At 73.1% G+C, this 19,060-nt stretch carries 18 protein-coding genes and 1 riboswitch; of the genes, 7 read left to right on the top strand and 11 right to left on the bottom strand.

Annotated features, from left to right (window positions below; genetic code table 11):
* Window positions 1-97: 97 nt before the first annotated feature.
* From groL to thrC, 4 genes are all read right to left on the bottom strand, one after another.
* The gene (groL, locus tag ABT026_RS06945) at window positions 98-1,720 is read right to left on the bottom strand and encodes a chaperonin GroEL (RefSeq protein ID WP_351113017.1); all 1,623 of its coding nucleotides are present in this window, start codon (window positions 1,718-1,720) and stop codon (window positions 98-100) included.
* 391 nt (window positions 1,721-2,111) lie between these two features.
* A complete protein-coding gene (locus tag ABT026_RS06940; RefSeq protein WP_005486335.1) occupies window positions 2,112-2,318 on the bottom strand; it encodes a cold-shock protein in 207 nt (68 codons plus the stop codon).
* Between the two features lie 545 nt (window positions 2,319-2,863).
* On the bottom strand, window positions 2,864-3,142 hold the full coding sequence (locus ABT026_RS06935; protein WP_351113016.1) for a MoaD/ThiS family protein: 279 nt from the start codon (window positions 3,140-3,142) through the stop codon (window positions 2,864-2,866).
* A 77-nt stretch (window positions 3,143-3,219) separates the two neighbouring features.
* Complete coding sequence (gene thrC / locus ABT026_RS06930) at window positions 3,220-4,521, bottom strand: threonine synthase (RefSeq protein WP_351113015.1); 1,302 nt, start codon at window positions 4,519-4,521, stop codon at window positions 3,220-3,222.
* Window positions 4,522-4,539: 18 nt separating this feature from the next.
* Window positions 4,540-4,677: riboswitch (SAM riboswitch) on the bottom strand.
* 221 nt (window positions 4,678-4,898) lie between these two features.
* On the opposite strand from thrC, the gene ABT026_RS06925 reads away from it, so the two are divergent.
* Window positions 4,899-5,843, top strand: a complete 945-nt coding sequence (locus tag ABT026_RS06925; RefSeq protein WP_351113012.1) for a glucosyl-3-phosphoglycerate synthase — start codon at window positions 4,899-4,901, stop codon at window positions 5,841-5,843.
* A gap of 105 nt (window positions 5,844-5,948) precedes the next feature.
* Window positions 5,949-7,361 (top strand): alpha,alpha-trehalose-phosphate synthase (UDP-forming), encoded by a 1,413-nt coding sequence (locus tag ABT026_RS06920; protein ID WP_351113010.1) that lies wholly within the window; start codon window positions 5,949-5,951, stop codon window positions 7,359-7,361.
* Window positions 7,362-7,510: 149 nt separating this feature from the next.
* On the opposite strand, the gene ABT026_RS06915 is transcribed toward ABT026_RS06920, so the two are convergent.
* The 4 genes from ABT026_RS06915 to ABT026_RS06900 all read right to left on the bottom strand — a co-directional run bounded on the left by ABT026_RS06915 (window position 7,511) and on the right by ABT026_RS06900 (window position 10,232).
* The gene (locus ABT026_RS06915) at window positions 7,511-8,008 is read right to left on the bottom strand and encodes a class F sortase (RefSeq protein ID WP_351113008.1); all 498 of its coding nucleotides are present in this window, start codon (window positions 8,006-8,008) and stop codon (window positions 7,511-7,513) included.
* Between the two features lie 170 nt (window positions 8,009-8,178).
* Window positions 8,179-8,865, bottom strand: coding sequence for a DUF4142 domain-containing protein (locus tag ABT026_RS06910; protein ID WP_351113006.1), 687 nt, complete (start codon window positions 8,863-8,865; stop codon window positions 8,179-8,181).
* A gap of 166 nt (window positions 8,866-9,031) precedes the next feature.
* The gene (gene otsB, locus ABT026_RS06905) at window positions 9,032-9,964 is read right to left on the bottom strand and encodes a trehalose-phosphatase (RefSeq protein ID WP_351113004.1); all 933 of its coding nucleotides are present in this window, start codon (window positions 9,962-9,964) and stop codon (window positions 9,032-9,034) included.
* A 40-nt stretch (window positions 9,965-10,004) separates the two neighbouring features.
* Entirely contained in the window at window positions 10,005-10,232 is a 228-nt protein-coding gene (locus tag ABT026_RS06900) for a DUF3263 domain-containing protein (RefSeq protein WP_351113002.1), read from the bottom strand.
* Window positions 10,233-10,392: 160 nt separating this feature from the next.
* On the opposite strand from ABT026_RS06900, the gene ABT026_RS06895 reads away from it, so the two are divergent.
* The 3 genes from ABT026_RS06895 to ABT026_RS06885 all read left to right on the top strand — a co-directional run bounded on the left by ABT026_RS06895 (window position 10,393) and on the right by ABT026_RS06885 (window position 13,731).
* A complete protein-coding gene (locus ABT026_RS06895; protein WP_351113000.1) occupies window positions 10,393-11,373 on the top strand; it encodes an ROK family protein in 981 nt (326 codons plus the stop codon).
* Window positions 11,370-12,629 (top strand): N-acetylglucosamine-6-phosphate deacetylase, encoded by a 1,260-nt coding sequence (gene nagA / locus ABT026_RS06890; protein WP_351112998.1) that lies wholly within the window; start codon window positions 11,370-11,372, stop codon window positions 12,627-12,629. The genes ABT026_RS06895 and nagA overlap by 4 nt, the downstream gene beginning before the upstream one ends.
* A 169-nt stretch (window positions 12,630-12,798) precedes the next feature.
* A complete protein-coding gene (locus tag ABT026_RS06885; RefSeq protein WP_351112996.1) occupies window positions 12,799-13,731 on the top strand; it encodes a 1-phosphofructokinase family hexose kinase in 933 nt (310 codons plus the stop codon).
* Window positions 13,732-13,747: 16 nt separating this feature from the next.
* Here ABT026_RS06885 and ABT026_RS06880 read toward each other — a convergent pair whose 3' ends face one another.
* A complete protein-coding gene (locus tag ABT026_RS06880) occupies window positions 13,748-14,722 on the bottom strand; it encodes a carbohydrate-binding protein (protein WP_351112994.1) in 975 nt (324 codons plus the stop codon).
* Window positions 14,723-14,850: 128 nt separating this feature from the next.
* Window positions 14,851-16,671 (bottom strand): diguanylate cyclase CdgB, encoded by a 1,821-nt coding sequence (cdgB, locus tag ABT026_RS06875; RefSeq protein WP_351112992.1) that lies wholly within the window; start codon window positions 16,669-16,671, stop codon window positions 14,851-14,853.
* A gap of 468 nt (window positions 16,672-17,139) precedes the next feature.
* Between cdgB and ABT026_RS06870 the strand changes: the two genes are divergently transcribed.
* Window positions 17,140-17,622, top strand: coding sequence for a flavin reductase family protein (locus ABT026_RS06870; RefSeq protein ID WP_502967918.1), 483 nt, complete (start codon window positions 17,140-17,142; stop codon window positions 17,620-17,622).
* Window positions 17,623-17,751: 129 nt separating this feature from the next.
* Here ABT026_RS06870 and arfB read toward each other — a convergent pair whose 3' ends face one another.
* Window positions 17,752-18,186 carry an alternative ribosome rescue aminoacyl-tRNA hydrolase ArfB gene (gene arfB / locus ABT026_RS06865; RefSeq protein WP_351112990.1) on the bottom strand — a complete coding sequence of 145 codons (435 nt, stop codon included), beginning with the start codon at window positions 18,184-18,186 and terminating at the stop codon, window positions 17,752-17,754.
* A gap of 187 nt (window positions 18,187-18,373) precedes the next feature.
* Here arfB and ABT026_RS06860 point away from each other — a divergent pair, with 187 nt between their 5' ends.
* On the top strand, window positions 18,374-18,949 hold the full coding sequence (locus ABT026_RS06860; RefSeq protein ID WP_351112988.1) for a TerD family protein: 576 nt from the start codon (window positions 18,374-18,376) through the stop codon (window positions 18,947-18,949).
* Window positions 18,950-19,060 lie beyond the last annotated feature (111 nt).

The raw sequence follows: 19,060 nt of genomic DNA, 5'->3' as shown, positions 1-19,060 counted from the left end.
CACCCGCACCCGGTACGCGAGAACGCCGAAGGGCGGCACCCGTGGTGGGTGCCGCCCTCCTGCGTGACGCGTGCGTCAGGGCTTCGAGCCGTCAGGCTCAGAAGTCCATGTCACCGCCCGGCATGCCGCCCGGAGCGGCCGCGGCGGCCTTCTCCGGCTTGTCGGCGATGACGGCCTCGGTGGTGAGGAACAGCGCGGCGATGGAGGCGGCGTTCTGCAGCGCGGAACGGGTCACCTTCGCCGGGTCGATGATGCCCTCGGCGATCAGGTCGACGTACTCGCCGGTCGCGGCGTTGAGGCCGTGACCCGGGGTGAGGTTGCGGACCTTCTCCACCACGACGCCGCCCTCGAGGCCGGCGTTGACGGCGATCTGCTTCAGCGGGGCCTCGAGCGCGAGCTTCACGGCCTGAGCGCCGGTCGCCTCGTCACCCTCGAGCTCCAGCTTCTCGAAGACCTGGGAGGCCTGCAGCAGGGCCACGCCACCACCGGCGACGATGCCCTCCTCGACGGCGGCCTTCGCGTTGCGGACGGCGTCCTCGATGCGGTGCTTGCGCTCCTTGAGCTCCACCTCGGTGGCGGCGCCGGCCTTGATGACCGCGACACCGCCGGCGAGCTTCGCCAGGCGCTCCTGCAGCTTCTCGCGGTCGTAGTCCGAGTCGCTGTTCTCGATCTCGGCGCGGATCTGGTTGACCCGGCCCTGGACCTGGTCGGCGGAGCCGGAGCCGTCGACGATGGTGGTCTCGTCCTTGGTGATGACGACCTTGCGGGCGCGGCCCAGGAGGTCCAGGGACGCGTTCTCCAGCTTGAGGCCGACCTCCTCGGAGATGACCTCGCCGCCCGTGAGGATGGCGATGTCGCCGAGCATGGCCTTGCGGCGGTCGCCGAAGCCCGGGGCCTTGACCGCGACGGACTTGAAGGTGCCGCGGATCTTGTTGACCACCAGGGTCGACAGGGCCTCGCCCTCGACGTCCTCGGCGATGATCAGCAGCGGCTTGCCCGACTGCATGACCTTCTCGAGGAGCGGGAGCAGGTCCTTGACCGAGGAGATCTTGGAGTTGGCGATGAGGATGTAGGGGTCCTCGAGCGACGCCTCCATGCGCTCCATGTCGGTCGCGAAGTACGCCGAGATGTAGCCCTTGTCGAAGCGCATGCCCTCGGTGAGCTCGAGCTCCAGACCGAAGGTCTGGGACTCCTCGACCGTGATGACGCCTTCCTTGCCGACCTTGTCCATCGCCTCGGCGATGAGCTCGCCGATCTGGGTGTCGGCGGCGGAGATGGAGGCGGTGGAGGCGATCTGCTCCTTGGTCTCGATCTCCTTGGCCTGCTCGAGCAGGGCGCCGGAGACGGCCTCGACGGCCTTCTCGATACCGCGCTTGAGGGCCATCGGGTTGGCGCCGGCCGCCACGTTGCGCAGGCCCTCACGGACCAGCGCCTGGGCGAGCACGGTCGCGGTGGTCGTACCGTCGCCGGCGACGTCGTCCGTCTTCTTGGCGACTTCCTTGACCAGCTCGGCGCCGATCTTCTCGTACGGGTCCTCGAGCTCGATCTCCTTGGCGATGGAAACACCATCGTTGGTGATCGTGGGGGCGCCCCACTTCTTCTCGAGGACGACGTTGCGGCCCTTGGGGCCGAGCGTCACCTTGACGGCGTCCGCGAGCTGGTTCATGCCGCGCTCGAGGCCGCGCCGCGCCTCCTCGTCGAACGCGATGATCTTGGCCATGTGAAGTGGTCCTCCCAGGACTGGGGGTGATTCCTTCGGACCGCGCCCGCGCCCGCGACGGACGGCCTGCGTGCCGGACGGTTCCTTCCCCGCCAACAGCAACGCGGACCTCACCGACCCGGTCCATCGTTGTCACTCTCACCTTCAGAGTGCTAACGCAATAATTAGCACTCGCCCCCTGCGAGTGCAAGACACTCCCCCGATCCCACCCCCGTTTCCCGCCCCCTGGACACCCTCGCGCGCCCCCGTCGGGGCGCCGGACGGCCCGGGCGCACAAGGGCGGGAGGGGGAGGAGGGGTGGGGCGGGAGGGTCACCGGGAACGCAAGGAGCCCGCGGCCCCCCGAGGGGGCCGCGGGCCCGATGTCACGTCAGGATGTTCGGTCGAGACGTTCAGCCGGCAGCCAGTCGGACCATGTCCGCCTGCGGCCCCTTCTGGCCCTGCGAGATCTCGAACTCGACCCGCTGGCCTTCCTCGAGGGTGCGGTAGCCGTCCATCTGAATCGCGCTGTAGTGCACGAAGACGTCCGCACCACCGTCGACCGCGATGAAGCCGTACCCCTTCTCCGCGTTGAACCACTTGACGGTGCCCTGAGCCATGCCTAACTCCCCTATTACTGGCCCTTGCACAGATCCACACTTCGCGGATCCGGGTCAGACCTCACCCGCCGCCGAGAGCGACGGGCGTGCGCCGGAACGCGTCGACCGCGGCCGAATGTATCTGTCCAACTGCCCTCTGCAACAGGTCATTCCGACGACAATTCTGGAGACGGGCAGCCAGGAATATGCTGAGATTTCGCCGGAATTCAGGGCAAGTCGGGGCGGACAGAAGGAGCGAACCGCGCAAAAGACCCGCGCAGTTTGGCTGCTTCTTGTCGTGCGGGAGGCAGGAACCCGTCGGCGCCCGGCCCGAGTTCGGCGCGGGATACCCCAACTGTACCGCGCCCAATCATGCAGAATCGCCGCTTCCGCTTGTCGATGAAATGTGACGCCGGCATGGAGCCGGTACGACCCGGAGAGGGCGGCGCGTGAAAGCGGCGGTGCGGGAAAACGGCGGTGCCGCCTTTCCGGAGGCGGAAAGGCGGCACGCGGGGGTGGTACCCGAAACGCGGCACCGGAAAGGCGGGCGGGAAAATGCGTGGCCGTCAGGCGCCGCCGGCCACCGCGGGAATGATCGAGACGTTGCCGCCCGCGGGCGTCGCAGTCTCCAGACCCTGCTCGAACCGCACGTCGTCGTCGTTCACGTAGACGTTGACGAAGCGCCGCAGCTTGCCCTGGTCGTCGAGCACGCGCGCGGCGATGCCGGTGTGGTTCTTCTCCAGGTCGGCGATGACCTCGCCCAGGGTGGCGCCCTCGGCGTCCACCTCGGCCTGTCCGCCGGTGTAGGTGCGGAGGATGGTGGGGATGCGGACGGTGACGCTCATGCGGGGTGACCTCCGATGACGGTGAGCGGGTGACGGGACGGACGGACCGCGGCCCGGGGTGGCGACGGCGGCGGCCGTCAGGCGAGGCCGGCCTCGCGGAAGGACTCCAGGCTCGGACGGATGGTCGCGGTGAGGCCCTGGTCGGCCACCGCGTCCAGCGTCTTGAGGCCGTCGCCGGTGTTGAGGACGACCGTGGTGAGCGTGGGGTCCAGCAGACCGTTCTCGATCAGCTTGCGGGTGACGCCGACCGTCACGCCGCCCGCCGTCTCGGCGAAGATGCCCTCGGTGCGGGCCAGCAGCCGGATGCCCGCCACGACCTCCTCGTCCGTGACGTCCTCCACCGCGCCGCCGGTGCGGCGGGCGATGTCCAGGACGTACGGGCCGTCCGCCGGGTTGCCGATGGCCAGCGACTTGGCGATGGTGTCCGGCTTCTGCGGGCGGACCACGTCGTGGCCGGCCTTGTAGGCGACGGAGACCGGCGAGCAGCCGTTCGCCTGGGCGCCGAACAGCCGGTACGGCTTGTCCTCGACCAGACCGAGCGCGATGAGCTCCTTGAGGCCCTTGTCGATCTTGGTGAACTGCGAGCCGGAGGCGATCGGGATCACCAGCTGGTCCGGCAGCCGCCAGCCGAGCTGCTCGCAGATCTCGTACGCCAGCGTCTTGGAGCCCTCGCCGTAGTACGGGCGCAGGTTGACGTTGACGAAGCCCCAGCCCTCGCCGGCCGGGTCGCCGATCAGCTCGGAGCAGAAGCGGTTCACGTCGTCGTAGTTGCCGTCGATGCCGACCAGCTCGCCGCCGTAGACCGCGGCCATGACGACCTTGCCCTGCTCCAGGTCGTGCGGGATGAACACGCACGAGCGGAAGCCGGCCCGGGCGGCGGCGGCGCCGACCGCGCCGGCCAGGTTGCCGGTGGAGGAGCAGGAGAGGGTGGTGAAGCCGAAGGCGCGGGCGGCCTCGAGGGCCTGGGCGACCACGCGGTCCTTGAAGGAGTGCGTCGGGTTGCCGGAGTCGTCCTTGACGTACAGGCCGCCGGTGACGCCGAGCTCGCGGGCCAGGTTGTCGGCCTTGACCAGCTTGGTCCAGCCCGGGTTCAGGTTGGGCTTGTCGGCGACGTCGGCCGGCACGGGCAGCAGCGGGGCGTAGCGCCAGATGTTGGCGGGACCGGCCTCGATGCGACGGCGCAGTTCCCCGGCCTCGTAGGAGGAGAAGTCGTAGGCGATCTCGAGGGGCCCGAAACACTCTTCGCAGGCGAAGACGGGGCCGAGCGGGACGCGGTGGCCGCATTCGCGACAGGAGAGCGCGGTGGCCGGACCGAGATCGACAGAGGCGGCGGAGGTCGTCGTGGACGCGGAATCGGTCGTGACAGTCTGTACAGCCATGAGAGGCGAGGCCCTTTCTCCTCATCTTCCTCAGCGGCGTCTTCGCCGTGAGACGGATTTGGCACCTTCCCTAGCCGGGGCCTCGCGTGAGCGGGCGCGGCTGGAGGGTTGCCGGGGCTTCATCGGGCCGTATCCCTCTGCCCCTCTGGATGAGCGTTCTTCTGTTGTTGTTCGGTTGTTTCGCGTCGCGCGTTTTGAGCCACTCCCGCAAGGGGGACTCGCATCTACCAGTCGAGTGACGCCGACCCCGACATGCGGTGGTCACTGGTGATGTTCAAGACTGTAACCGAAGGCCAGGACAGTTGAGAGGATCGTCCGGAACGCGAGACGGACCGCCCGCCGCAAGGCAGGCGGGGACAGTGAAGGAGCCGGTGACTGTGCTGGAAGAAGTCGAAGGCTGGCTGGGCACACGCTCCTGGCATGTGACCGACCGCCCGCTGCACCAGATACTCGCCGCCAAGCGCCAGAGCGGCTCGACCGTCTCCGTCGTCCTGCCGGCGCTCAACGAGGAGGCGACCGTCGGTGACATCGTCTCCACGATCCGCAGGGACCTGGTGGAGCAGGTCCCGCTCGTCGACGAGCTGGTGGTCGTCGACTCCGCCTCCACCGACCGCACCTCCGAGGTGGCCGCCGCGGCGGGCGCCAAGGTGGTCCACCGCGACAGCATCCTGCCCCGGGTCCCCGCCGTCCGCGGCAAGGGCGAGGTGCTGTGGCGCTCGCTGCTGGCCACCAGCGGCGACATCGTCTGCTTCGTCGACGCCGACCTGCGTGACTTCTCCTCCGACTTCGTGACCGGCACGGTGGGGCCGTTGCTCACCGATCCGGGCATCTCGCTGGTCAAGGCCATGTACGACCGCCCGCTGGGCGCCGAGCCCGGTCAGGGCGGCCGGGTCACCGAGCTGATGGCCCGCCCGCTCATCAACCTGCACTGGCCCCAGCTGGCCGGATTCGTGCAGCCGCTGGGCGGCGAGTACGCGGCCCGCCGGTCGCTGCTCGAGCGGCTGCCGTTCCCCGTGGGCTACGGCATCGAGCTGGCCATGCTGATCGACTCGCTGCACACGGTGGGCCTGGACGCGCTCGCGCAGGTCGACGTGGGCGTCCGCAAGCACCGCAACCAGGACAGCCAGGCCCTGGGCCGGATGGCCGCCACGATCTACCGCACCGCCCAGCTGCGGCTGGCCCGCGGACAGATGGTCCGGCCGCTGATCACGCAGTTCGACCGGACCGACAGGGGCTTCACGCCGCGGACCCACGCGGTGGACACCCTGGAGCGGCCGCCGATGGCGGAGATCGTCGAGTACCGCTCACGCGAAGTGGCCTGATCCCACCCGTTCGGCGCAGCGTCCCGTCCTCGCGCGGGGCGCTGCCGTCGTCGCGGAGTGATCGCCGCACGTTTGGATTTTTCTCCTCCGGGCTAGGTGACGCGTATGGGTTCCGCCGAAAGATCTGCACAGGTATTGGTCGCCTCCAACCGCGGCCCGGTCTCCTACTCGGTCGCCGGGGACGGCTCGCTGGTCTCCCGGCGGGGCGGTGGCGGGATGGTCTCCGGGCTCTCCGCGATCGGCCCCGACGCCGGCGCCCTGTGGGTCTGCTCGGCGCTGGGCGAAGGGGACCGCGAGGCCGTCCGGCGCGGGGTGGGCGAGCCGGGCGTGAAGATGCTCGACATCTCCGCCGAGACCCATCACGCGGCGTACAACGGCATCGCCAACTCGACGCTCTGGTTCGTGCACCACATGCTCTACCAGACCCCTCTCGAACCGGTGTTCGACACCGAGTTCCGGGTGCAGTGGGCCGCCTACCAGGAGTACAACCGGGCGTTCGCCGAGGCGCTGGCCCAGGAGGCCGCCGAGGGCGCGGCGGTGCTGGTGCAGGACTACCACCTGACGCTGGCCCCCGGCATGCTCCGCGAGCTCCGCCCCGACCTGCGCATCGGGCACTTCTCGCACACGCCCTGGGCACCGCCGGAGTACTTCCGGCTGCTGCCCGACGACGTCGCGGAGTCCGTGCTGCGCGGCATGCTGGGCGCCGACCGCCTGGGCTTCCTCACCCAGCGCTGGGCCGACGCCTTCACCGCCTGCTGCGACACCGTCGTCGGCGGCCTCGGCGACACCCGGATCGGCGTGCACGGCCTCGGCGCCGACGCCGACTTCCTGCGCGAGCGGGCCCGTCAGGCCGACGTCGACCAGCGCGTGGCGGAGCTGCGCACCGAGATCGGCCAGGACACCGACGGGAACCCGCGGAGGACGATCGTGCGGGTGGACCGCACCGAGCTCTCCAAGAACATCGTCCGCGGCCTGCACGCCTTCCGGCAGCTGCTCGACGACCACCCCGAGTGGTGCGACCGCGTCGTGCACGTGGCCTTCGCCTACCCCTCGCGGCAGGACCTCGCCGTCTACCGGGACTACACCGCGGAGGTCGCGCGGGTCGCCGAGGAGATCAACGCGGAGTACGGCACGCCGTACTGGACGCCGGTGGTGCTCAACCTCCAGGACGACTTCGCCCGCTCGCTGGCCGCGTACCGGCTGGCCGACGTGGCGCTGGTCAACCCCATCCGCGACGGCATGAACCTGGTCGCCAAGGAGGTGCCGGTGCTCGCCGAGAACGGCTGCGCGCTGGTGCTCTCCCGCGAGGCCGGGGCGCACGAGGAGATGGGCGACGACGCGATCACCGTCCACCCCTACGACGTGAACGCCACCGCGCGGGCGCTGCACGAGGGCCTGACGATGCCCCCGGGCGAGCGCGCCGACCGCACCAAGCGGCTCGTCGCGGCGGCCACCGCCACGCCGCCGGCCAAGTGGTTCCTCGACCAGCTCGACGCGCTGACCACCACGGCACGCTGACCACCACGCCGCGCTGACAGCCGCACCGCGCCGCCCGTACCGGGGCCCCGCTCTCCTGAGGGCGGGGCCCCGTGCCGTGCCCCTCGGGGCGGACGGGCAGCGGGGGTCGCCCTAGCGGGGCAGCGGCCCGGTGACGGCAGGGAGCCCGGTCACGGCAGGGGCCCGGTGACGGCAGGCGGCCCGGTGACGGCAGGGGGCCCGGGAGCGCCCGGGCGGACGGGGACGGCGTAGAGCACCAGGTTCCGGTCGTAGCCGCCCGCCGCCCGGTGGTAGACGCCGGTGCAGGTGACCAGCACCAGCCGGTGGGGACCGTCGCGGCTGAACAGGTCGCGCGGCAGGGCGCGCTGCGGGTAGGTGCGGCGGGCGGTGATCCGGTAGCGGCGGGCCAGGCCGTCCGCCCCGACCACGTCGACCGCCGTGCCGACCCTCAGCCGGTGCAGCGCCGCGAACACGCCCAGGCCGTCGCGGGCCGTGTCGACGTGTCCGGCGACGAGCAGGGTGCCGCGGGCGGCCCCGGCCGACGCCCCCAGCGCCCACCAGCCCCCCAGCCGGGCGTCCCCCGGCAACGCCAGCGAGCCGTCGGCCCGCGCCGCGACCGGGACCAGCGCCGCCCGGAAGCCCGCCGGCCCGCGCACCTCCGTGGGCACGGCCGGACCACGGCCACCAGCCGGGGCCGCGGAGGCGGCAACCGACGGCACCGGGCCCGCCTCCGGGAAGGGAGACGGGCCCACGAGCACGGCCCATCCGGCGGTCGCCGTCGCGGCGCCGAGCGCGCACACGACGGCGGCCACCGCAGGGCGGCGCCGACGCCGCAAGGTCAGCTCCGGTGGGCCGACCGCCGCCGGTTGCGTGCCAGCCAGGCGGCGCCGACGCCGGCGAGGAGTCCGCCGCCCACCAGGCCGGCCGCTCCGGCCGCGGGCAGGCCGCCGCCGTCCTGCTCCGCCAGCTGTCCGCCGCTTCCGGCCTTCACCGTCCCGGCGTCCGTCGCCGCGTGGCAGACACCGCCGCGCACCATGTCGAGGTGCATCGCCACCACCGGCCGCGCGGCCCGCGCCGCCGCCTTGACCTCGGCGTTGCCGCCGGCCTTCAGCTCCTGGTCGATCAGGGCGAGCGTCTTGGTGTGCGCGGCGTCCTGGAGCATCAGCCACGCCTTGTCGTAGGCGCTGCTGCCCGCCTTGGCCTGCACCGCGGCGAGTTCCCGCTTCTGCTCCTCGGTGGGGCCGGCGGGCAGCGCGATGTCGAGCTTGCCCGCCAGGGCCCGCACGTCCGCGTCGAGCTTGGTGTGGTCGCGCACGAGCACCGAGCCGACCTTCTTCACGCACGCGGTCGTGGCGTTCTTCTGCGCGTCCTGTCCGGCGGCGATCTCCGCGAGATTGCCCTGGTGCGCGGCCTTCACGAACATGACGTCCTGGTCGTCGACCGCCGCGGCCGACGACGGCCCCGCCGAGGTCACGGACAGGGCGACCGCCAGGGCCGCCACGTATGCGAGCCGGGTTCGTATCACGAGCTGCTCCTTTCGCGCCCGCCGCGGATCGCGCCGCGACGGACAGAGAAGAAGGCGCTGCTTCAGCACCCGACAGGGATGAATCCCACGCGACACGCCGAAACCGTCACCGGCGGCCGGTATTTCACCCTGACGGCCCACAGACCCGGACGCCGGCGGGCCGGGGTCAGCCCAGGCGGGCGGCGAGGGCCGCGAGGAGGCGGACGACGCCCTCGGGGTCGGGGACCACGACGTCGGCGCGGGAGGCGAGCTCGCGGACCTCGTCGTTCGCGCTGCAGACCAGCACCCCCGGCAGCCCCTCGCCGCGCAGCGCCTCCACCGCGTCGAAGGCGGGGATGTCCCCGAGGTCGTCCCCGGCGTACAGCACCGCCCCGGCGCCGACGTCCCGCAGGTAGGCGCACAGCGCGACCCCCTTGTCCATGCCCGGCGGCCGCAGCTCGAGGACCATCCGCCCCGGCTCGACGATCAGTCCGTGCCGCTCCGCCAGCGCGTACAGCGGCTCCCGCAGGGCCTCGAAGGCCGCCTCGGGGTCCTCGGCCCGCCGCGTGTGCGCGGCCAGCGCGCGGCCCTTGTCCTCGATCCAGGTGCCGCGCGACTGCGGCACCGAGGCCAGCACCTCGGGGAACTCCCGCCGCACCGCCTCCACCCCCGGGTGCGGGTCCGGCGCGGTGACCTTGCCGGTGGCGGCCTCCCACCGCTCCGCCCCGTAGTGCCCGAGCACCACGAGGTGGTCGAGGCCGGCCACCCCTGCGAAGCCGCCGTTGCGCACCGCGACCTCGGCCGGCCGCCCGGTGACCACGGCCACCGCCGCCACCTTCGGCGCCAGCGCGGCCAGCGCGGGCACCGCCTCGGGGTGCGCGCGGGCACGGTCCGGGTCCGGCACGATCGGCGCCAGCGTGCCGTCGAAGTCCAGCGCGATCACGGCCCGCTCGGGCGCCGCGAGGATGGCCTCGAGCCCGTCCCGTCCGGCCGCCGTCACCGGCTCCGGGAGGCCGCCGTCACCGAGGCCGCCGTCACCGAGGTCGCCGTCACCGAGGTCGCCGTCACCGAGGTCGCCGGAGGAAGAGTTCGCAGAGGTCTGGTTCTGGTCGCTGCCCATATCGGGACCATAACCGCGCAGTCGGCCGCCAACCCCCCGATCAGCGTTCCGCGCGGCGGCTGTCCCGGACGCGGCGCAGCCGGTTCACCGTCACCGGGTCGTGCGCCAGCGCCCGCGGGTCGTCCAGCAGCGCGTTGAGCAGCTGGTAGTACCGCACGGGGGCGAGGCCGAGCTCCTCGCGGATGGCCCGCTCCTTGGCGCCGGGCCCCGCGAACCCCCGCCGCTCGAGCGCGAGCACGTCCCGTTCCCTGCCAGTGAGCTCCTCCATCCCTGCACGGTAACCGCTGACGCGGACACCCCGCCGGACCGCACCCGGGGTCACGTCGCGGCACCCAGGCCCCGTCGCGAGCGCCCGAGGACCGTCAAGGCATGACCAAGCCCCGCAAGTGGACTAGACCTTTCGCGGCGCACCCGCCAGACTGATCGACGTGAATCACGTCATCGCCCTCGATGTCGGCGGCACGGGCATGAAGGCCGCCCTGGTCGGCCCCGACGGCACCCTGCTGCACCAGGACCGCCGGGCCACCGGCCGGCACCGGGGCCCCGAGGCCGTCGTGGACGGCATCCTCGGCTTCGCCGCCGACCTGCACGCCGAGGGCGTGACCCGTCTCGGCCGGGGCGCCGCCGCGGTCGGCATCGCCGTCCCCGGCCTGGTCGACGCCGAGCACGGGGTCGCCGTCTACGCGGCGAACCTCGGCTGGAAGGACGTCCCGCTGCGCGCCCTGATCGGGGAGCGGCTGGGCGGCGTCCCGGTCGCGGTGGGCCACGACGTGCGCTCCGGCGGTCTCGCCGAGGGCCGCGCCGGGGCCGGCCGCGGCGCGGACCGGTTCCTCTTCGTGGCCCTGGGCACCGGCATCGCGGGCGCCATCGGCATCGCCGGCCGGGTCGAGGAGGGCGCGCACGGCAACGCGGGCGAGATCGGCCACATCGTCGTGCGGCCCGGCGGCCGGCCCTGCCCCTGCGGGCAGCACGGCTGCCTGGAGCGGTACGCCTCCGCCTCCGCGGTCGGCGACGCCTGGGCCCGCGTCTGCGGCGACCCGGACGCGGACGCCGCGGACTGCGCCGCGGCGGCGGACCGCGGCGACGCGCGGGCGCGGGAGGTCTGGCAGGAGGCGGTGGACGCCCTGGCCGACGGCCTGATCACCGGCCTGACCCTGCTGGACCCGCAGCGTCTGATCGTCGGCGGCGGTCTCGCCGAGGCCGGCGAGACGCTGTTCACCCCGCTGCGTGAGGCGGTGGCTGCCCGGATCACCTTCCAGCGGCCGCCCGAGATCGTCCCCGCCGCCCTCGGCGACACGGCGGGCTGCCTGGGCGCCGGCCTCCTCGCCTGGGACCTGCTCGACGCACCGGCCGGCGCCGCGGCCGGCCCCTCCCCCGACGCCCCCTCCCTGGAGGTCCCCGCTCCATGACGGCCACCGACCCCGGCAGCGTTCCGGCATCCCCCGCCGCCGGCTCCCCCACCGCCGCGTCCCCCGCCGCTGCCGACCCGTCTCCCGCGCGCGCCGCCGACGCCGCACGCACCGTGCTCACCGGAGCCCGGGTGGTCCTGCCGGGCGGCGTCGTCCCCGACGGCCGGGTGGTCGTCGAGGGCGCCCGCCTCGCCGACCCGGCCGCCGTCCCCGCGGACGCCCCCGCCACCGTCGTCGACCTGTCCGGCTGCTGGGTCGTCCCCGGCTTCGTGGACCTCCACAACCACGGCGGCGGCGGCGCCTCGTTCAGCTCCGGGACCGTCGAGGACGTCCTGCGCGGGGTGCGCACCCACCGTCTCCACGGCACCACCACCCTGGTCGCCTCCACCGTCACCGGTGACCTGTCCACCCTGGCCGTACGCGCGGGGATGCTCTCCGAGCTGGCCGAGGACGGCGAGATCGCCGGCGTCCACTTCGAGGGCCCGTTCATCTCCCCCTGCCGCAAGGGCGCGCACTCCGAGGAGCTGCTGCGCGAGCCGGACCCGGCGGAGGTCCGCAAGCTGGTGGAGGCGGCGCGCGGGCAGGCCCGGATGGTCACCCTCGCCGCCGAACTGCCCGGCGGCGTCGAGTCGGTGCGGATGCTGAAGGAGATGGGCGTCATCGCCGCGGTCGGGCACACCGACGCCACCTACGAGCAGACCGTCGAGGCCATCGAGGCGGGCGCCACCGTGGCCACCCACCTGTTCAACGCCATGCCGCCGCTGGCCCACCGCGCCCCCGGACCGGTCACCGCGCTGCTGGAGGACGAGCGGGTCACCGTCGAGCTCATCGACGACGGCGTCCACCTGCACCCGGGGGCCCTGGGGCTGGCGTTCCGTCACGCGGGCGGCGCACGGGTCGCGTTGATCACCGACGCCATGGACGCCGCCGGGTTCGGCGACGGCCGCTACCACCTGGGGCCGCTGGAGGTGGAGGTGCTCGACGGCGTGGCCCGGCTGGCCGGGGACGGCACCATCGCCGGCTCCACCCTGACCCTGGACCGCGCCTTCCGACGGGCCGTCACCCTCGACGGCCTGCCGGTGGAGGACGTGGTCGCGGCGATCTCCGCGACGCCCGCCCGGCTGCTCGGCCTGGACGACCGGATCGGCTCGCTGGAACCCGGCAAGGACGCCGATCTGGTGGTGCTGGACGCGGAGTTCGCCCTGCGCGGGGTGATGCGCAAGGGCGACTGGGTGGTCGACCCCCGAGGCGACTGACCCGCCGCGACCGACCCGCCGCCTCTTTCACCCCTCCCCCCTCCGCCGTCCCCCGGCTCGTCGGGCCTCTGGGCCACCGGGCCTGCTTTTGGCATGATCGAGCCAGAAACAGGCGGCCGCGGACCGGCCGCCCTCGGAGCTGGCGCATCATCGGGGGGAGGCGGACCGGGTGATCCTGACGGTCACGCTGAACGCCGCGCTCGACATCACCTACCGGGTGCGGGCCCTGCGTCCGCAGACCGGTCACCGGGTGTCGGAGGTCGTGGAACGGCCGGGCGGCAAGGGCATCAACGTCGCCCGGGTGCTGGCGGCCCTCGGGCACCGGGTCACGGTGACCGGCTTCGCCGGCGGCGCGACCGGGCGCACCGTGCGGGAGCTGCTGGCAGGCGGGCCGGGGCCGGTGACCGACGCGCTGATACCCGTGGCGGGCTCCACCCGCCGCACCGTCTCGGTGGTCGACCCGGCCGCCGAGGACGCCACCCTCTTCAACGAGCCCGGTCCCACGGTCTCGGCCGCGGAGTGGGACGCGCTGCGCGACGCCTACCGGGGCCTGCTGCCCTCCGCCCGGGCGGTCGCCCTGTGCGGCAGCCTGCCGCCGGGCGTGCCGGTCGGCGCGTACGCGCTGCTGGTCCGCGAGGCCCGGGCGGCGGGGGTCACCGTGCTGCTCGACACCTCGGGCGAGCCGCTGCGCCGCGGCGTCGCCGCCCGCCCCGACCTGCTCAAGCCGAACGCGGAGGAGCTCGCCGAGCTGACCGGCTCGCACGACCCGCTGCAGGCGGCCCGCGACGCCCGGCGGCGCGGGGCGCGGACCGTGGTGGCCTCACTGGGCGCCGGGGGCCTGCTGGCCGCCGGACCGGAGGGGCACTGGCGGGCCGCGCCGCCCCGCCCGCTGCGCGGGAACCCGGCGGGGGCCGGCGACTCGGTGGTCGCCGGTCTGCTGTCCGGGCTGATGGAGGACCTGCCCTGGCCCGAGCGGCTGGCCCGGGCGGCCGCCCTCTCGGCGGCCACCGTGCTCTCGCCCGTCGCCGGGGAGTTCGACCGGGCGCGCTACCAGGAGCTGCTCGGCCGCGTCCGGGTCACCGAGGCGGCGCCCACGGCCTGAGCGGGGCTCCGGCGGATCAGGAGCCGAACTCCTTCGGCGCTTCCTTCACCTCGCCGGCGACCAGACCGAACTGGTCGATGTTGGCGTTGCAGCCACTCGCGCAGGTGAGGGTGATCTTGTTGGTGCCCTTCTTCAGCGGCACGTAGTTGTAGGTGCGGGTCCAGCCCTTGTCCCAGGCGCCCTTCTCGGCATTGGCCCAGTTCTTCATGTCCACCTCGGCTCCCGGACCGCCGTTGACGGTCAGCGTGGCCTTGGTGTCCTCACCGGGGACGCCGTAGTAGGTGAAGAGCGTGTACTGGCCGTCCTCCGGCACACCGTTGACCGTCCACGTCACCGAGGCGCCGGGCGTGTTCAGTCCGGCCACGTAGGAACCGCTCTTCGCCCGGGAACCGGGGACGTCGCTCGCCGGGGTGGCTCCACCGGAGAGGCCTCCGGTGAGCGAGGCCGCCTCGATCGCGAACGGCTCGAAGACGTCCTTGTCCTTGCCCTTGTCCTTGCCGTCCGAACCGGCCGGCTTGTCCATGGCGGTCAGCGTGGGCGACGGGGAGGCCTCGGCCTTGTCGCCCGAGTCGTCGTCGCCGCCGGCCATGGCCACGCCGATGCCGATGACCACGGCGGCCACCACGGCCACCGCGCCGATCAGCAGGCCCTTGGTGTTGGGGCCACGGCCACGGCCGCCGCCCCCGTGGGAGCGGTGGCCGCCGTCCGCGGGACCGCCGGGAACCCCGACGGAGCCCATGGCGACCTCGGGGGCCTGGTAGTGGGGGTTCGGACGGCCGTAGCCCGCACCGGCGGGCGGCGCGGGCTGCTGCGCCGTCTGCTGCGCGCCGTACCGGCGCTCGCCGACGGCCCGCACGCGGTTGACGGAGTTCGGGTAGCCGTAACCGCCGCCACTGGGCGGCTGGGCGCCGTTGGCCTGCCCGTCGGCGTAGAGGTAGCCGAACGGGTCGTCGTCCTCGGGCGTGCTGGCGCCGTTGTTACCGGACGTCATCCCTTGGTACTCCTCAACAGATGCGGGGTCAGGTGCGACAGGTGATGTCTTGCGAGCGTACCCGTTGTTTGTAGCCCGAGTGGGTGACACAGATCCCACGGGCCGGTGACGGCGCTCTGACCTGCGGTCTAACCCGCGCGTCTGTGAGTTTTCGGACGTGATCGTTTCTGAACGTACATGCGCTCGTCGGCAGACTTGAGCACTTCCTCCGCGGTCATCCCGCAGTGCGCCCAGCCGATGCCGAAGCTCGCGCCGACCTTCACTTCCCGGCCCTCCACCACGATCGGCTGAACGATTCGGCTGCGCAGCCGCGCCGCCAGGTCCTCGGCGTCGGAGCGGCAGAGGCCGTCGGCGAGCACCACGAACTCGTCACCGCCCAGCCGGGCCACCGTGTCGCCGTCGCGGACGCACTCGCTGAGGCGGCGGGCCACCTCGATCAGCACCGCGTCGCCGGCGTTGTGACCGAAGCGGTCGTTGATGCCCTTGAAGCCGTCCAGGTCGCAGAAGAGGACCGCGAGTCCCTTGCCGCCGTCGTCCCGCCGCTCGCGCGGCGCCACGGTGTGCACGTGCCGGGGCTCGCGGACGATGCCGCCGTACCTGTCGCCCCCGCCGAACCCGTCGTAGCCGTCCACCGGCACCGGCGCGCGGCTGTGGCCCAGCCCCTCGAACGGGTCCACCTCGTAGCCCCCGCCCTCGCGGAAGGGCTCGGTGGCCAGGTCGTGGTACACCCCGGTGTCGTAGGCGCCCGGCTCGTACAGGCCCAGCTCGGCGGGCTCGTCCCCGTAGGCAGCGTCCAGCGACTCGACGACCCCGGCCAGGCGGTTGTCGGTGGTGTCCGGCGCGTACGGCCGGTCGCAGAGCCGGGCGCTCAGCCGGGCCCGCAGTTCCGCGGAGTTCGGCAGGCCGGTCAGCGAGTCGTGCGAGGCGCGGTGGGCGAGCGCCAGTTCATGCCGCTTGCGCTCCTCGATGTCCTCGACGTGGGTGAGCAGGAACCGCGGCCCGTCGGCGGTGTCCGCCACCACCGAGTTGCGCAGCGACACCCAGACGTAGCTGCCGTCCCGGCGCGCCAGGCGCAGCTCGGCCCGGCCGCCCTCCGCGGAGGTCCGGCGCAGCGTGGAGGCGTCCTCGGGGTGGACCAGCGCCTCGAAGGACTGCTTGCACAGCATGGTGGCCGGGCGGCCCAGCAGCCGGCACAGGGCGTCGTTCGTGCGCAGTATCCGGCCGTGCTGGTCGCCGCCGCCCATGTCCGCGATGGCCATGCCGGACGGGGCGTACTCGAAGGCCTGCCGGAAGCTCTCCTCGCTGGCCCGCAGGGCCTGCTGCTCCCGCTCCAGGCGGACCAGGGCGCGCTGCATGTTGGAGCGCAGCCGGGCGTTGGCTATGGCGATCGAGGCGTGGAAGGCGTACGTCTCCAGCGCCTCGCGCCCCCACGCCCCGGGCCGGCGGCCGTTGCGCGGGCGGTCCACCGATATGACGCCGATCAGCTCCGGCTCGACGTTGCGGTCCAGCGTGCCGGGGGCGTACATCGGCGCGAACAGCCGGTCGTCGGGGTGCCACTCGTCCTCGAAGCGGGGCAGCGGGCCGCCGGTGAGCCAGGTCGGGACGTCGTCCTCGTTGAGCATCCACGCCTCGGTGTGCGGGATGAACCGCAGCGCCCCCCAGGTCTCCCCCATGGTGAGCCGGCGGTCCCAGGACTCGCGGGAGCCGGACCGGCCGGTCAGCAGCGCCTCGGCGGCCGTGTTGCCCGCCATGGCGGCGACGACCAGATCGTTCTTCTCGGGGCGGACCAGGTTGACGGCGGCGAGCTCCCAGCCCAGCCCTTCGACCAGGCCGTCGGCGACCGTCTGCAGGGTGTCGGCCAGGCTGCGGGCGGTGTTCATCCGCGCCATCAGCTGGTGCAACTGCCGCAGAGTCGCAAGGCGGACATACGGTTCCGACTCGGTCTCCATGCTCGCCCTCCCCCCGAGACCTCGCAGCGAATCAAGGGTTGTGTTCGGCGTACTCGTGCAGCTTCAACGTCACTGAATCACAGCGCGCTGCTCCACCGGTACGCAGGGTCAGCAAATTTCTGTCGCTGTGAGTCAAGTCACATGTATCACGGGAAACAGGGACAACGTGGGGACTTTGCAGCGGAGACCGTCGAGAACCCCCGCGCCACGGGGCCAGCGGAGGGGGCGGGCCGGGACGCCGGGCGGGGGACCTAGGTCTCGCAGCGCACCCGGGATGCGGCCCGGGGCCGATGCGGGGCAGGCGTGGCGGCGCCTAGCGTCGTTCATGTGGCGACCCTTTCCTTCCCTCCCGCATCTCACACCTCGGCGGCCTCTCGCACCTCGGCGGCCTCCCTGGCACCTGCCGTCCTCGGCGACCCTGCCCCGGGGCATGCTGAAGGGGTGAACGACGAAGAATTCCGCGCGGCCATGTCCCGGCTGGCCTCGGGTGTGGTCCTGGTGACCGCGCACGATCCCCAGCCCGACCCCGACGGCCCGGCCGGCGAGGACGCCGGGATGACGGCGACGGCCTTCATGTCGGTCTCGCTCGACCCGCCGCTGGCGATGATCAGCCTGCGCACCGGTTCCCGGATGGACGACCTGCTCGCCGAGCAGCCGCTGTGGGCGGTCTCGGTGCTCGCGGAGGACCAGCGGCACGTCGCGGGGCGGTTCGCCATGAAGGGGCGGATCAGCGACCGGCTCCTGTTCGCCGACGTCCCGCACACCCGCGGCGAGGCCAGCGGCGCCCCGCTGGTCACCGGTGCGCTCGCCACCGTGGAGTGCCGCACCGAGCAGCGCGTCGAAGCGGGCGACCACACGCTCCTCGTCGGCCGCGTGCTGACCGCGTCGACGGCGCCGGGCGACGCGGGGCCGCTGCTGCACTTCCGCAGCCGGTACCGGCACCTGGGCTGATCCCGTCCGCCTCCGCCTGCCGGCGGCGCGTGTCTCCCGAGGTCTCCCGGGGTCTCCCGGGGTCTCCCGGGGCGCGGTCCTGCCCCGGCCGCGGTCGGTTCTCCCGGGGCGCGGGCCCGTCCCGGCCGGTCAGTCCCAGTTGCGCGGGCTGCGTCCCCGTTTGGTGTCCGCCCGCTTCTTCTTGTTCTCCAGGCGGCGCTCGTTGATGCCCCGCGGGATGCGGGTGGGCCGCCGGACCTTCGGCGGCGGCGCGACCGCCTCGCCCAGCAGGGCCGTCAGCCGCTCCATCGCCGCCTCGCGGTTGCGCCACTGCGAGCGGTGCTCCGAGGCCCGCACCACCACGACGCCCCCGTCCACCAGCCGCGACCCCAGCCGCTCGAGCGCGCGGGCCTTCCAGACCGGCGGCAGCGCCTCGGTCGCCGCCAGGTCGAACCGCAACTCGACCTGCGTGTCGCTGGTGTTGACGTGCTGTCCGCCCGGCCCGCCGGAACGGGAGAAGCGCCAGCTGAGCTCCGCCTCGGGCAGAGGCACGGAGCCGCGGATGAGAAGAGGGCGACCGGACATGCCCCCATGGTCCCCCGCCCGGGGCGCCGCAGTCATCCCGGTTTTCGCCCGTCCGTTCGGGTGAACCGGTAAAAAAGGTAAAGCGAGGCGGAACCTCTCGGACCTCTCCCGGCGTTCAACGAAGCGACGGTAGGTTCGCCCCCAGTGCGAAGCCCGTCAGTCACACACCGAAGGAAGGACTCCCACCATGGCTGTAAGCCTGTCCAAGGGCGGCAACGTCTCGCTTTCCAAGGAGGCCCCGGGCCTGACCGCCGTCACCGTGGGCCTCGGCTGGGACGTCCGCACCACCACGGGAACGGACTTCGACCTCGACGCGTCCGCCATCGCCGTCACGGCCGCCGGCCGGGTGCACTCGGACGCGTTCTTCGTCTTCTTCAACAACAAGGCGACGCCGGACCAGTCCATCGTCCACACCGGTGACAACCGCACGGGTGAGGGCGCCGGCGACGACGAGGCCATCAACGTCAACCTGGCCGGTCTGCCCGCCGAGGTCGACAAGGTCGTCTTCCCGGTCTCCATCTACGACGCGGAGAACCGCTCGCAGAACTTCGGCCAGGTCCGCAACGCGTACATCCGCGTGGTCAACCAGGCCGGTGGCGCGGAGATCGCCCGCTACGACCTCTCCGAGGACGCCGCGACCGAGACCGCCATGGTCTTCGGCGAGCTCTACCGCCACGGCGCCGAGTGGAAGTTCCGCGCGGTCGGCCAGGGCTATGCCTCCGGCCTCACCGGCATCGCCCAGGACTTCGGCGTCAACGTCTGAGTCCTCCCGGCCATGTCCCGGCCCGCCCCCGTTCGGGGCGGGCCGGGCCCGGTCGCCCCGCCGCGCCGCCCCCGGCCCGACGCGGGGCCCGTCCGGCCGGCAGCCGCGGAA

It is taken from the genome of Streptomyces sp. NPDC002734, assembly GCF_040295685.1.
Lineage (GTDB): Bacteria > Actinomycetota > Actinomycetes > Streptomycetales > Streptomycetaceae > Streptomyces.
This window is presented reverse-complemented; position numbering and strand designations above follow the sequence as displayed.